At 66.9% G+C, this 13,199-nt stretch carries 15 protein-coding genes; 6 read left to right on the top strand and 9 right to left on the bottom strand.

Annotated elements, in window-relative coordinates; genetic code table 11:
* Nucleotides 1–4: 4 nt before the first annotated feature.
* The 3 genes from ACR65J_RS18135 to ACR65J_RS18125 form a co-directional block, all read right to left on the bottom strand.
* Complete coding sequence (locus ACR65J_RS18135; protein WP_440171670.1) at nt 5–868, bottom strand: glycosyltransferase family 2 protein; 864 nt, start codon at nt 866–868, stop codon at nt 5–7.
* A gap of 211 nt (nt 869–1,079) precedes the next feature.
* Entirely contained in the window at nt 1,080–1,460 is a 381-nt protein-coding gene (locus ACR65J_RS18130; protein ID WP_440171669.1) for a hypothetical protein, read from the bottom strand.
* A 73-nt stretch (nt 1,461–1,533) separates the two neighbouring features.
* Nucleotides 1,534–2,433, bottom strand: coding sequence for an SDR family oxidoreductase (locus tag ACR65J_RS18125; protein WP_440171668.1), 900 nt, complete (start codon nt 2,431–2,433; stop codon nt 1,534–1,536).
* Nucleotides 2,434–2,653: 220 nt separating this feature from the next.
* On the opposite strand from ACR65J_RS18125, the gene ACR65J_RS18120 reads away from it, so the two are divergent.
* Genes ACR65J_RS18120 through ACR65J_RS18110 form a run of 3 tightly spaced genes read left to right on the top strand, consistent with a single transcriptional unit; the run spans nt 2,654 to nt 4,238 of the window.
* The gene (locus ACR65J_RS18120) at nt 2,654–3,175 is read left to right on the top strand and encodes a DUF6328 family protein (protein WP_440171666.1); all 522 of its coding nucleotides are present in this window, start codon (nt 2,654–2,656) and stop codon (nt 3,173–3,175) included.
* Nucleotides 3,176–3,178: 3 nt separating this feature from the next.
* Nucleotides 3,179–3,841 carry a DUF6766 family protein gene (locus ACR65J_RS18115; RefSeq protein ID WP_440171665.1) on the top strand — a complete coding sequence of 221 codons (663 nt, stop codon included), beginning with the start codon at nt 3,179–3,181 and terminating at the stop codon, nt 3,839–3,841.
* A gap of 46 nt (nt 3,842–3,887) precedes the next feature.
* A complete protein-coding gene (locus tag ACR65J_RS18110; RefSeq protein WP_440171663.1) occupies nt 3,888–4,238 on the top strand; it encodes a LuxR family transcriptional regulator in 351 nt (116 codons plus the stop codon).
* Here ACR65J_RS18110 and ACR65J_RS18105 read toward each other — a convergent pair.
* From ACR65J_RS18105 to ACR65J_RS18085, 5 genes are all read right to left on the bottom strand, one after another.
* Complete coding sequence (locus ACR65J_RS18105; protein WP_440171661.1) at nt 4,235–5,359, bottom strand: glycerate kinase; 1,125 nt, start codon at nt 5,357–5,359, stop codon at nt 4,235–4,237. The genes ACR65J_RS18110 and ACR65J_RS18105 overlap by 4 nt on opposite strands.
* A 77-nt stretch (nt 5,360–5,436) precedes the next feature.
* Nucleotides 5,437–6,246 (bottom strand): SDR family oxidoreductase, encoded by an 810-nt coding sequence (locus tag ACR65J_RS18100; protein WP_440171659.1) that lies wholly within the window; start codon nt 6,244–6,246, stop codon nt 5,437–5,439.
* A gap of 18 nt (nt 6,247–6,264) precedes the next feature.
* Nucleotides 6,265–6,711, bottom strand: a complete 447-nt coding sequence (locus ACR65J_RS18095; RefSeq protein WP_440171657.1) for a hypothetical protein — start codon at nt 6,709–6,711, stop codon at nt 6,265–6,267.
* A gap of 89 nt (nt 6,712–6,800) precedes the next feature.
* Nucleotides 6,801–7,250 carry a hypothetical protein gene (locus ACR65J_RS18090; RefSeq protein WP_440171655.1) on the bottom strand — a complete coding sequence of 150 codons (450 nt, stop codon included), beginning with the start codon at nt 7,248–7,250 and terminating at the stop codon, nt 6,801–6,803.
* A gap of 143 nt (nt 7,251–7,393) precedes the next feature.
* Nucleotides 7,394–8,170 carry a class I SAM-dependent methyltransferase gene (locus ACR65J_RS18085; RefSeq protein WP_440171801.1) on the bottom strand — a complete coding sequence of 259 codons (777 nt, stop codon included), beginning with the start codon at nt 8,168–8,170 and terminating at the stop codon, nt 7,394–7,396.
* Between the two features lie 215 nt (nt 8,171–8,385).
* Here ACR65J_RS18085 and ACR65J_RS18080 point away from each other — a divergent pair, with 215 nt between their 5' ends.
* The 3 genes from ACR65J_RS18080 (at nt 8,386) to ACR65J_RS18070 (ending at nt 12,834) form a co-directional block, all read left to right on the top strand.
* Nucleotides 8,386–10,029 carry an ATP-binding protein gene (locus ACR65J_RS18080; RefSeq protein WP_440171653.1) on the top strand — a complete coding sequence of 548 codons (1,644 nt, stop codon included), beginning with the start codon at nt 8,386–8,388 and terminating at the stop codon, nt 10,027–10,029.
* A 19-nt stretch (nt 10,030–10,048) separates the two neighbouring features.
* Nucleotides 10,049–11,599 carry a putative bifunctional diguanylate cyclase/phosphodiesterase gene (locus ACR65J_RS18075; protein WP_440171651.1) on the top strand — a complete coding sequence of 517 codons (1,551 nt, stop codon included), beginning with the start codon at nt 10,049–10,051 and terminating at the stop codon, nt 11,597–11,599.
* Nucleotides 11,600–11,769: 170 nt separating this feature from the next.
* Complete coding sequence (locus tag ACR65J_RS18070) at nt 11,770–12,834, top strand: EAL domain-containing protein (protein ID WP_440171649.1); 1,065 nt, start codon at nt 11,770–11,772, stop codon at nt 12,832–12,834.
* A gap of 63 nt (nt 12,835–12,897) precedes the next feature.
* Here ACR65J_RS18070 and ACR65J_RS18065 read toward each other — a convergent pair whose 3' ends face one another.
* Nucleotides 12,898–13,134 carry a DUF6480 family protein gene (locus tag ACR65J_RS18065; protein ID WP_440171647.1) on the bottom strand — a complete coding sequence of 79 codons (237 nt, stop codon included), beginning with the start codon at nt 13,132–13,134 and terminating at the stop codon, nt 12,898–12,900.
* Nucleotides 13,135–13,199: the final 65 nt, after the last annotated feature.

Here is a 13,199-nt window from a genome sequence, read left to right as displayed (position 1 = left end):
CTGGTCAGACCGAGTCCTTCTTCAGGACGACGTCGTGGGCCTCCACCCGACGGTCCGTCACGGTCGTGGGCGACTCCAGGTGGACCGCGCCGGAGGGCAGGATGCCCGCACCGCCATGCCGTTCCATTACCTGCCACTGCGCCACCACGTCCTCCCCGGCGTGGTCAGCCGGGAGGCTGCTCCAGAAACGGAACCCGCCGGCGTCGTGCAATGCCTCCCTGCGGTAGAGCACGCAGCCGCCCAGCCATGCGACGTGGTACGGCACCCACTGGCCTGGCTGCAGCGACAGTTCCGTGCTGAGGTGGCTGAGGTTGGCGGCGCTGTGCAGCGGCCACTGTTCGAATTCCGGGGTGCCCGGACGGACGCGTTCCGGGGTCACGGGGCCGTCCCAGGCCATAAAGTTTGCCGCCTGTTCCGGCCTGTGGTCGTCAAGGAAGGACAGGCCCTGGGGCGCCATTCCCACAAAGCCGCACTGGAGTTCGTCGAGCGCCTGGCTCAGCCGTGCCAGGGCACCGGGTTCCAGCCAGACGTCGTCGTCCAGGAAGAGGCACTGGTCCGCGGTGGACTGGTCCAGCAGGAACTGCCGGTGTTCGGCAAGTCCACGGCGCGGGAGGTGGCGCAGCAGCGTGACGGGGCGGCCCTGTGCCTCAAGCACCCGGACCATAGCTGCGGCGGCAGGGTGTTCCCAGGCCGGTTGCCCCGCGGACTGGTCGCTGACCACAACGGCGAACTCAGGTTCCTGCTGTGCGGCCAGTCCCGCGAGGGTGACGGCGAGTTCGGCCGGCCGGTTGCAGGTGGGCACCAGGACGTCCACCGCCACCTTGCCCGGCCCGTCTGGTTGCCGGGCCCACTGCTCCGAAAACCTCATGCCCACGGTTCACCTTCCTGGCTTTGAAGTTGGCGCCGGCGGGCAGCACAAGGTGCTTGCGGCTGCCGCTGGCCGGCGAATTGGTTTCCCGTGTTCCGTACCCAGCGGGGCTGGATGTATGCCCGTAGGCCTGCCCTGCCGGAACGGCGAAAGGGCCCCGCTTCGGCCACCGTCAAAGGCGACAAAAACAGGGGCCCTGGCTCAGGCTGGCTTACCCGGCGTCGAAGCTTTCGTCGTCGTCATTGGGCGATTCCTCCTGCGGAAGGTCGTTTCCGCTGCCGTCCGGAATGCCCGTGGCCTCTTGGCCGGACTCGGATGAGACCGGCGCCGATCCTTGGGAATCGTCGTTCGACTCGTCGATCTCCGCGGCGCTGGAGGGAAGGTCCATGTCATGCGGGACCTGGCTCTGGCCCGTTCCCGCTTGCGGTTCATTGGTGTCCGCGCCGCCTGAAGAAGTGCCGCCGCTGGACTGCTGCGCTCCCCCGCCGGACTGCTGGCCGCCCTGGGTGCCTGCCGCTTCCTGTTCCGCGGTGGGGGTGCCGTAGCCGCCCGGGGCGGACTCGGGTTCAGCCTGCTGGTTCTCCTGCGTCATGCTTCCTCCTGTTGTTCGTTGCCGATGTTGCTGGTCTTCTTGGCACTGCCGCCGTGATGCTGCCCCGTCCTGCTCAGAGTCCCTTGCCGCCGGTGACCGGCAGGACTGCGCCGGAGATGTAGGAGCCGTCCTCGGATGCGAGCAGCACATAGGCCGCGGCGAGTTCCGCCGGCTGTCCCGCCCGTTCCAGCGGCGTGTCCTGCCCGAAGGACGGGAGCTTGTCCGGCCACTCGGTGGCAGGAATCAAGGGTGTCCAGATCGGGCCCGGGGCCACAGCATTGACGCGGATTCCCCTGGGGCCGAGCTCCTGGGCCAGGGCTTTGGTGAACGCCACCTGCGCCGCCTTGGTCATGGCATAGTCGATCAGCCCGGGTGACGGGTTGAAGGCCTGGATGGAGGCCGTGGTGATGATCGAAGCACCGGCCTTCAGGTGCGGTACCGCCGCCCGCGCGGACCACAGCAGCGAGTAAAGGTTGGTGCGGAAAACCCGGTCGAACTCCTCGGTGGGAAGTGACTCCAGGCTTTCGCGGTTCTTCTGGTACGCGGCGTTCAACACCAGGACGTCGAGGCGTCCGAATTCGGCCACCGTCTCCTCTACGATGCGGGTGCTGAATTGCTCTTCGCGCCCGTCCCCGGGAAAGAGAAGCACCCGCCGCCCGGCTTTTCTGATCCACTCTGCCGTGTCCTGGGCATCGTCTTCCTCCTCTGGCAGGTAGGAAATGGCGACGTCGGCACCCTCGCGGGCGAAGGCGATGGCTGCAGCTTTTCCAATGCCGGAGTCCCCGCCGGTGATGAGTGCCGCTTTTCCCTCGAGCTTGCCGTTTCCCTTGTAGCTGTGCTCCCCGTGGTCCGGTTTGGGATCCATTGGCGCCGTGAGCCCGGGCTGCTTCTGTTCCTGCTCCGGGAACGGGCCGGAGTGGTAGCCGCCGCGCGGATCTTTTGGCTGGTCTGTCTGCTTGTCCGTGTCGCTCATAGTCCGCCTGCCTGCTGTCGGTTGACCGGTGTCGATGTAGAAGAGCCCGCCGTGCTCCGGCCCTTTGAAGCTATCCCGGGCAGAAGACCAAGTCCACCACCGCGGGTAATAATCAGTAAACTTATCAAATGTTGGAGAAGGCGCAACGGCCTGCCTTGTTTCTGGGTACGGGAGGAGTAGAAAGAAGGCCTGGACCAGGCGGGAAGAGCGAGGAGGGCAGATGTCCGAAGTTGAGGACTACACCGGCCGAACGGGACGGAACGAGACCCGCGAGGAGCAGCTGGACCGTAACTGGGCGGAACTCCTGCAGGAGTTGCGGGTGCTCCAGACCGGCGTGCAGATCCTGGCCGGTTTCCTGCTGACCCTGCCGTTCCAGCAGCGGTTTGAAAAGCTGGACGACTGGGAAGTGGGCCTTTACCTCACCAATGTGGTGATCGCGGCCCTGACCACCGCGTTCATCCTTCTCCCGGTGAGTGTGCACCGCCGGCTTTTCCGCAAACGGCTGAAGGAAACACTGGTCTCGAGCGCGGACACCATCACCAAAATCGCGCTCGGAGGCATTGCCCTGTTGAGCGCGGGGACGGCAGCCCTTGTCTTCGACGTGGCAGTTGGACGTTCGGCCGGAATCACAGCCGGTGGCGCACTGCTGGGCGTCATGGTGGTCATGTTGGTGTTCGTGCCGCTGCGCCTGAATAAGCGGGCCTCGGGGAAAATGCTCCCGGCCGCCGAAGCTAAGGAGTGAGAAATGCGTAAATGGGCCAAAGAGCATGGGCTGTTGCTGGCCAACGCGGGCCTCTTCCTCGCGTTTTTCGTGGGGATGATCCTGTCCGGCGCAGCGTCCTACAGCGATGAGCAGCAGGCTCACGGGGAACCTGCGGTATCGGTCCTGCAGTTCCTGGGAACGGGCGCCTTCGTGGAGGCGACCTTTGAGAACTGGGAATCGGAGTTCCTGCAGATGGCCATGTACGTGGTCCTGACAGTGTTCCTGTTCCAGAAGGGCTCATCCGAGTCCAAACCGATGGGCCAGCAGGCACCGCAGGATGAGGATCCACGCCACGCTTCCATCAGCAGGGCCACCCCGTGGCCGGTCCGGCGCGGCGGCGCCGCCCTCAAACTGTATGAGCACTCCCTGTCGATCATGTTCTTCGTGCTGTTCCTGGCTTCGTTCCTCCTGCACGCGGCAGGAGGCGTCGACGAGTACAACCAGGATCAGCAAAGCCATGGCCAGCCCGCCATATCGTTCCTGCAGTATCTGGGCACCAGCCGCTTCTGGTTCGAGTCCTTCCAGAACTGGCAAAGCGAGTTCCTGGCCGTCGCCGTCCTGGTGGGCGCGTCGGTTTACCTCCGGGAAAAGGGGTCCCCGGAATCAAAGCCAACTGCAGAACCCCACTACGAAACCGGTGCTTGAGGCCCCGGTTCAACCCAACCAGCCACGCTCAAAGAGGAGAGACTGTATGCGAACTTTCGTGCGAACCACCCTGCTGGCCCTGCTGCTCCTGGCCGCCCCGGCCCTTGCTGCCGGCACGGCCACCGCTGCGGCGCCCGTGTCCGCCACCGGCCAGGCACTCCCGGAACGGGTGGCCTCGGGATCCTCAGGAGGGGCGTGGGCCGCTGCCACCTCTCCCACGCCTTCTCCCGGGGATACCGCGTCCACAGGTCCGGCCAATCCGGGGACCGGCGAGTCGGCGCAGAATGAGTCCACCCGCCTGAATTACACCCCGTGGGTGGTCGCCGGCGTGGCCGTCCTGGTGGTGATTGCCATCCTCATCTTCCGGCGGCGACGCAACACCACGATCGTGGGTTAGGCGCCCTCAAGTACCTGGCTGGTTGCCCAGGCCAGGTACTTGCCGGCGTTCGCCACAGCATCATCCGGGCTGGATGCCACATCCAGCAACTGGGCTGCGGCCACCACTCCGTGCCCGGCGAGGTCATCGAAGGTCACCAGGATCCTGCCGGCCACGACAATGACGGGGATTCCGCGTTCACGGGCCGCGTCGGCCAGCGCGATCGGCGCCTTGCCGGTCAGCGACTGGGAGTCCATGGACCCCTCCCCGGTGATCACCAGGTCCGCCTGGTCCAGCTGGCCGGCCAGTCCGGTGAGGCCGGCCACCAGTGCAAAGCCGCCTTCAAGCGTGGCGCCGGTGAAGGCAAGGAACGACGCCGGGAAGCCGCCGGCGGCGCCGGCGCCGGGGACGTTCACGTCCCGGCCTGTATTTTCCCGCAGCACTGACGCCCAGTTGCGCAGCCCGGCGTCGAGCATTTCCACGGTCTCCTGGTCCGCACCTTTCTGCGGGGCGAAGACGTGGGCGGCGCCGGATGGCCCGTACAGCGGGTTCTGGACGTCGACGGCGATGCGGAAAGTGGTTGCGGAGAGCCGGGGGTCCAGCCCGCTCATGTCCAGGGCGACGACGTCGGCCAGCGACCCGCCGCCCAGGGGCACCACGTTGCCCGCGGAGTCCAGGGGTTTCAGGCCCAGGGCGCGCAGGGCGCCGCTGCCGGCGTCGGTCATGGCCGAACCGCCCAGCCCCAGGACGATCTCGGTGGCACCGGCATCCAGGGCCGCGGCAATGAGCTGGCCGCAGCCGTAGCTGTGGGCGCGGAGGGAGTTTTCCGGGGTCGGCTCCATGTCCGCCAGGCCGGACGCCTGCGCCGTCTCGATCACTGCCGTCACCTTGCCGTCGCCTCCCTTGTGGATGGCCCAGGCGGCGCCGAGCGGGGCGAGGATGGGGCCCACCACGGCGTTCAGCCGCTCCTCATAGCCTGCGGCGACGGCCGCTTCCAGGGTTCCTTCCCCGCCGTCGGCGATGGGGAACTGGGTGGCGACGGCATCGGGGTAAACCCGCAGCGCCCCTTCGGCAATGGCGGCGGCGGCCTCGGCTGCGGTCAGGGACCCCTTGAACTTGTCCGGAGCGATAAGAATGCGCATGCGCTCCATCATGCCAGCACGGACTCGGAAAGCGCTTGCCAGATCCGCAATGCGGACTGCCTGGCGGCTGGAACCGCCTAGCCTTCCCGCCACTCGTTGCCCGTAAGGTGCGAACCCGCCTGGGGGCCCATCTGCAGCATGCCGCCATCGACCACCCAGGCGGCCCCAGTCACGTAGCTTGAGGCGGGCGAGGCGAGGAAGGCGATGACGTCTGCGATCTCCCGCGCATGGCCCGGCCGGCCCAGCGGCACCCCCGGGCGCTCCGTCGTCGTCGGATCCTGGTCCTCCTGCCCTGTCATGGGCGTGGCGATCTCGCCGGGCGCCACCGTGTTGGCCGTGATCCCGTACTGTCCCAGCTCCAGGGCCAGCGTTTTCATGAGGCCGCCCAGTCCGTGCTTGGACGCGTCGTAAGCGGAGGACCCGACGCGGGGCTGGAACTCGTGCACGCTGGAGACCGCCACCAGGCGCCCGCCCTTGCCGGCCGCGACCATCCGGCGTGCCGCGGCCTGCAGGCAGACGAATGCCCCGTTGAGGTTCGTGTCCAGGATCCGCATCCAGTCGTCGATGCCCATGTCCAGGAACCTGGTGTTGGCCCCCGTGCCGGCGTTGTTCACGAAAACGTCCAGCCCGCCCAGTTCTGCGGCAAGGTCGTCGATGACGGCCGCCGCGCCGCGGAGTTCGGTGGTGTCCAGTTGCCGGACCACGGCCCTGCGTCCCAGGTTGCGGATCTCTTCGGCCGTTCCCTCCGCACCCGCCTTGTCCGTATGCCAGGTAACGCCCACGTCCATTCCGGCGCGGGCCAGCGCAACAGCTGTTGCCTTGCCGATCCCCGAGTCGGAGGCGGTGACAATGGCGGTGGAGGGCGTGAAGTTGCTGGTGTCGGGCATGGCGGACCTTTCGGTAGGTCAGGCGGGGCGTCGGAGGTCGGGTTGGTAGGACTCGTCGTCGGCGGCGGTGGAGGTTTCGCGGCCTTCCGCCGCCAGGTTTCGCCGGTCTTCCTGCACGGCCATGAGGGGCACCGCGAAGGTCACGACGGGCCGGCCGTCGGCGTCGTCGGCTGACCTGATGGTCAGGCTCCTGGTGCCGGGGGGCACCGATGGGGTGAAGACCTGCAGGTTGCGGCTGCCGACGGTGGCGGATTCCTGCAGCGTGTATTCGGTCCCGAAGTGGTCCTGCAGCATAAGCCGGGGCTCGGGGGCGTCGTCAGAGGGAAGGTGGATGTTTACCACTAACCCGGAGGCCCATACCTCCACGGAAAGGATGGTGAATTCGGTGGCGGAGGTGACGTGCCGTCCGTAGGTGGGGGGCAGCAGCATCCGGCGGAGTTCGCCGGACGGAATGAGGCTGGTCATGATCGTTCCTGTGGGTCTTGCGCCGGCGGCCGGTGCAGCGGCCCCGGAAGGTAATCCGGTGCCCGGGGACGCTGGGGCGCGGGTGCGGCTTAGGCGTCTTCCCGGTTGGGGTTTTCCAGCCGGAAGAAGTTGGATTGGGTGCCGTCGCTGCGCTGTTCCTGGTAGATGAAGTTCAGTTTCCGGGAGTCGAAGGTGTCAAACCATTCCTCCCAGCTGACGTGGCGGAGCTTGTCGTCCTTGCCACCGAAGTCGATCCGGAGCACTCCGAGATGGTCGCCGTGCTCCGTGCCCTCCACCGTGGCCGGAACGCCATCGCGTTCCTCCGCCCACTGCCTGATGGCTTCGTGGTGGGTGGTGGCCAGGCTGCGGCCTTCGCGTTCCGGCTCGTCATCCGGCGAGGTGATTTCCTGCGAGTATTTCAGGGATTTCGAGGACTCGGGTCCACGCCGGATCTTCCCGCCTTCGGGACCGGCGCCCAGATCCTCTTCGTCCCCTTCCCCGCCCGGATTGCGGGCCCTATTGCCTTTATCCTCTGCCACAGCGGCCTTCCTTTCGCCTCGGCTAACTAGTAAGTCTACTTACCATGGAGCCTCTGGATCTGCTTCCCTGTCAAGGGGAAGGAAGGTGATCTGCGGACTGCCTGCGGAAGTCTGCGGGGATATTAATAACCCTGCGGGCAGGGTTACCTGCAGGGGCGGACGATGGCGTAGTAACCGGGCACCCGGTCCTGGCCGGGCACACCTGTCACGGGGTTGGTTTCAATGGCCGTGTGGCCATCTTCAAGGAGTTCCCAGTCCGACGCCGGGAACGCAAGTCCGCGCTCTTCGGGGCCGAAGTGCCCCGGCATGGGAAGTCCGCGGATGGCCAGCTCCAACGGCGCCGGAATGCCCCGGGTGGTTGCCCCGAGATGGGACACGTATTCCACCGGGTTCCCCTGGAAGTTGGTTTCCGCCATGAAGACGGTGCCGCGGCGGCCAGCCAGGAACCGGAGGTTCTCGACGAGCGCCATCTGGTGTGCCGGGGCCAGGACGTGCAGGACGCCGCGGATGAAGACGTTGGCCCCGTCAGTGTCAGCGTTGATGGACTCTGCCAGGGCTGCCCCGGCGCCTTCCGCCGTCATGTCCCGTGCCTCAAAGGCCATGTTGCCGGTTCCGGCGGACTCCACGCGGGCCCTGGCAACAGCGTGCGGCGACACGTCCACGCCGACCACCCGCGGAAAGACGCCGGCGAGGGCCCGGGTGAAGCTGCCGTGTCCGCAGCCGGCGTCCACCACGGGAAGCGCAGGGTCCAGGTAGCGCAGGAGGCTGTCCCTGTAGCCCAGGAACTCATGGTCGCTGCCCGAATCCCACAAGACCTCGCCGCCCGGACCCGTGGCCGTGATGCCCGCCCAGTACGCATCCCATGCCTTGTGCCGGTCCTTTGGCGCGCCCCGGGACAACCTGACCAGCTTGGGGATCATCAGGTACTTCTGCAGGACGGACCGCGGCGACTTCGTTGGGGAGGACACCGCTCAAATATATGGTCCACCCAGGCCAACCCACGCCGCTTCAGTCGCCTTACGGCGCGTCTCCCCGCGGTGGCGATGACGGAGCGTCGAACCGCGGGTGCGCCCGGTCTGGACCGGCTCGGCCTGCGTCCCCCTAGAATGTACTCAACTGGGAGGAAAGGAACACTGTGACGGCTGTGCCGAGTGGCGTGCGCCTGGCCCGCACCGCCGTCGTCGCCGATCCCGACGCCGGCCGGCTGGCCCGCAATGCCCAGGCACTGCGGGACGCCGGGTACGGCGTCCTGGAGGCAACGGACGCGGACGGCCTCGCCGCGCTGCTGGACGCGGGCCAACCCTCCGTCGTCGTCGCCGACGCGCTTCTGTCCCCCGCCCAGTCCGCGGTCCCCGTCCTGGTCATGGTGGACCTGGACAATCCGCAGGAGACAGCCGCAGCCAACCCCCCTGGCGTCCACGACTGCATCACCAAACCGCCGGAGCCCAAAGAGCTGGTGCACCGCGCATCCGTCCTCATCGAGCAGGTGGCCCGGCGCCGTGCCGCCCGGCAGGAGGCCGAGGGGCTCCGCGAGCAGCTGCGTGAGGTCTCCGCCGCGGTCCGCGCCACTAACGATCCGCAAGAAATCGCCAACCACGTGGTCTCCGGCTTCGGCCGGACCTTTAAGGCCGACCACGTTGTCCTGGCCACCTTCGAGGACCACCGCGTCCCGGTGATCACCGCCAGCTGGCACCGGCAGGGCTTGGCGGAACTGCCCCGGGAGGCCCTTCCCGGCGAGGACGAGGCGCGGGCCACGGCCGATGCGCTTTGGGCCGGAACAGAGACACTGTCCGCGGACGGCAACGAAACCGAGCCCAGGGCCGACGAAAAGCCGGCACGGGCCGTCGCGGGAGCGGCCTCCACCCTGGCGGTGCCCATCGGCGAAGGCAAGTCCTCCCTGGGCATCATCTGGATCGCGACAATGGACCGCCCCCGGACGTGGTCCAGCGCCGAACTGGGACTGATCCAGCACGTGGCCGGAAACGCGGCCTACGGGCTCATCCAAAGCCACCTGATCAGCAGCCAGCAGCAGGTGGTGAAGCAGCTGCGCGAACTCGACAAGGCAAAGACAGATTTCCTGGCCACCGTGAACCACGAGCTGCGCACGCCGCTGACCTCGATCATGGCGTACCTGGACATGATCCAGGAAAGCACCGAGCACCCGGTGTCCAAGGAAGTCCACCAGATGCTGGACATCGTGGTCCGCAACACCGAACGGCTCCGGACGCTCATCGAGGACATGCTCAGCGTCTCCCGCGGCGGCCTGGACACCGCCGAAATGCAGCTGTCGCCGGTGCGCCTGGGACGCACGCTGGACCTGGTGGCCGCGGCGCTCCGCCCGCTGGCGACCCTCCAGAACGTCACCATCGAGGTGGACCCGGTTCCGGAGGACCCGGAAATACTCGCCGATGAGGTGCAGCTGCAGCAGGTGTTCACCAACCTCGTCTCCAACGCCATCAAGTTCACGCCCAGCGGCGGCCGGATCGAGGTGGGCAGCGAATCCCATGCCACGGCCGATGGCTCCAAGTGGGCCACCGTGCGGGTCGCCGATACCGGCATCGGCATCTCGGAGGACGAAATCAACCACGTGTTCACCAGGTTCTACCGGGCCTCCAACGCGATGAACGGCGCCATCCCTGGAACAGGGCTGGGCCTTGCCATCTCAAAAGACATCGTGGACCGCCATGGCGGCCGGATCGACGTCGCCTCCACCCTGGGCACCGGGACCACCGTCACGGTCAGCCTTCCCCTCGGCACCGACCGCGTCCAGGCCAACTAGGCGCCGAAGGAGGACTGGCATGTTTGCCGATGACGATCCCCGGCTCTCCCAGCTCCTGGAAGGCATTGTCCGGCTTGCCTCCGGCGACCTTACGTCCCGGATAGAGGTGTCCCCGGCCCGGGACGAGCTCGATGCGATCATCATGGGCACCAATCTGCTGGCTGAAGACCTGCAGGTCATCTACGAGGAACTCGAGCAGCGGGTCCAGGTCCGGACCCAGCTTCTTCACGAGGCGCACCTTGAGATGCAGAAGATGGCCATGCAGGACCCGCTGACGGGACTGGCCAACCGGTCGGCGCTGCTCGAGGCCCTCCGCGCCCCGCTGGAAGCCCGGGCCGCGGCGGACGGCGAGCGGGCGGAGGAAGGGCCGGCCATCCTGTTGATGGACCTGGATGCCTTCAAATCCATCAACGACAGCCTGGGGCACACGGCCGGTGACCAGGTCCTGGTGACCGTGGGTGACAGGCTTCGGGCCGCGGTGCGCTCGTCCGACGTCGTTGCCCGCCTGGGTGGCGATGAATTCGCCATCGTCATGCCCTCCGCCTCGGCAGACCAGGCGGCCATCGTGGCGCACCGCATCCTGGCGTCCCTCAAGGAACCCGTTGAGCTCCCAGGCCGCAGCGTGCGCTGCGGTGCCAGCATCGGGCTCAGCGTGGGCAGCGCGGGCCAGAGCCCGGAGGACATGCTGATGGAAGCGGACGTCGCCATGTATGCCTCCAAGGCCGAAGGGCAGAACAAGCTGCACCGGTTCGAGCCCGCACTGCTGCTGATGCGCCGGCTCCGCAGCCAGCTGGTGGATGACCTGCGGGCCGCCATCAAGAACGACGCGCTGACGCTGTACTACCAGCCGGTGGTGGAGCTGGGCACCGGACGGATCGAGGGCGTGGAAGCGCTGGTCCGGTGGAACCACCCCACCCGCGGATTCATCATGCCCGATGAGTTCATCCCTCTTGCCGAAGAGGCCGGACTGATCTCGGAACTGGGCCTCTGGGTCCTCAGGACCGCGGTGAAGCAGCTGCGGGCCTGGATTGATGCCACCCTGGTGGACAGCAGGTTCTCCGTGCGCATCAACATCTCCGCCACCGACCTGCAAAGCCTGCAGTTCATCGAGGACGTGCGCAACACACTCCAGGAGACCGGGGTCAGGCCTGAACAGGTTGTCCTGGAGCTGACGGAAGTGGCCATCGTCAAAGGCAATGAGCTGGACCGGTATTCGCTGGGCGGCCTCCGCGGCCTGGGCGTGGGCATCGAGATCGATGACTTCGGCACCGGCTACTCGTCCATCAGCTACCTCCGCCGGCTGCCGGTGGACCGGGTCAAGGTTGACCGGTCGCTGATCACCGGGCTGGAGAGCGACCCCAACCAGCCCGCCCTGGTGGCAGCGGTCCTGCAGCTGGTGCGGGCATGCGGGCTGGAAGCGGTGTGGGAGGGCGTTGAAACGGCCGAGCAGGCGGAAATCCTGCGCGGCCTGGGCTGCCGGAGTGCCCAGGGCTACTACTTCAGCCGGCCCGTTCCCCCGGACCGGATTCCGGAACTGCTGGCTGACCAGCAGGAAAGCGCTAACCAGTAACGCAAAAACTGCTGCACTTTTGCGGCCGCCGTTATACGATCAGCGTGCGGTGTCTGGTTTTTCGCCGCCTTGGAAATCAGGTTGGCAGCACCGTTCTTTTATAAGGCGTTTGGACATTTGAACACTATTGGGCCATCGGGTCATTACTTCGTCAACTGGGGGCGTTGCTAATGTCGGTTCGGGTACAGGCATGGGGAATTATCGCCGCCGTGCTGGCGGATACGGATCCTGCGGGAGCCGCCGTCCGGCAGCGGCTGAGCAACACCCTCGATGAGAATCCCGGCGTGCCGGAGCGGGCCCTGCTGGAGTATCTCCTGGAGACCCGGCGCAGTGACGCCAACATGGTGGAAACGCTGGAGAGCGCCCGGGACATGCGCCTCACACCACCGGCGCTCCCGCCGCAGTTCGCGGAGCAGTTGGACGCCATCCGGAGCACCTCCCGGATCAGCGCGCTGCTCGAAAACCATATGCTGATGACCGCATTCCAGCCCATCTACGGACTGGAAGGACGAACCGTGGTGGGCGCCGAAGGGCTCTCCCGCTTCGTCAGCGACGACGGCGCGGCGGCCGAGCTGTGGTTTGCCGAGGCTGCCGCCGTGGGTTTGGGCGCCAACCTTGAGTTCTCGGCGCTGGGATCCGCGGCAGCGGCGGCCAGGGACCTGCCTGAGAACCTCTATGTGTCCCTCAATATTTCGCCCACGTCCTGCATGGACCCCCGGCTTCCGGAGCTGTTCGACCACATTGAACTGCCCATCCACCGGGTGGTGCTCGAATTAACCGAGGACATTCCGGAAGAGGAATACCTGCAGTTCCTCTCCGCAATCAATCCGCTGCGGGAGAAAGGGCTGCGCATCGCCGTCGACGACACCCACACCGGTGCCGGTGCGCTGAGCCGCATGGTCCACCTGCGGCCCGACTTCCTCAAGGTGGGACGCAACGTGATCGGCGACGTCGACAACGACGGTCTCCAGCGTGCACTGGCTGCCTGCCTGGTGGACTTCGCCGACCAGGTCGGCATCACCCTGGTGGCCGAGGGCATCGAAACCGTGGGTGAGCTCAAGGTCCTCACCGAACTGGGGATCAGCGCCGGCCAGGGGTACCTGCTGGGCCGGCCGTCGGTGCGCCCCAGGGACTGGGCCAACTGGAACACGCGCCTTGATATGGACGGACTGGAGCGCCATCTGGCAGGGCCGGGGGAATCACGGGCCATCCCGCCGGGAAAACAGCCGTCCTGAGAAGGTGACGCAGGCGCCGGGGCGGCGGGCCTTGAGCGCGCCGCCCCGCTCCACGCCCAGGAGTCATTCGGAGTGGCCCTGGTCCCTGCTCATCTGGTCCTCCGCCGGCGGCGTCTCTCCCGGCGGCACTCCCCCGCCCGGTTCCAGGCCGGTGACGTTCCCTTCTGCCGGGTCCGGGTTTGGCGAACCGGCCGACTCCCTGCTGCGTTGCTGCGCAAGGTGGGGCTGGGCGGCACCCACGTCTTCCTTCCCCGGACGGTCGGGGTTCGCGGGGTCATTTTCCGGATGGTAAGTGCTCATTGCCTTCCTTCCTTTCCGGCTGCGGTTCATTCCCCAGCACTGGACTAATTGTAAGCATGCTGATA

This window comes from Arthrobacter sp. SAFR-044 (genome assembly GCF_059414985.1).
This window is presented reverse-complemented; position numbering and strand designations above follow the sequence as displayed.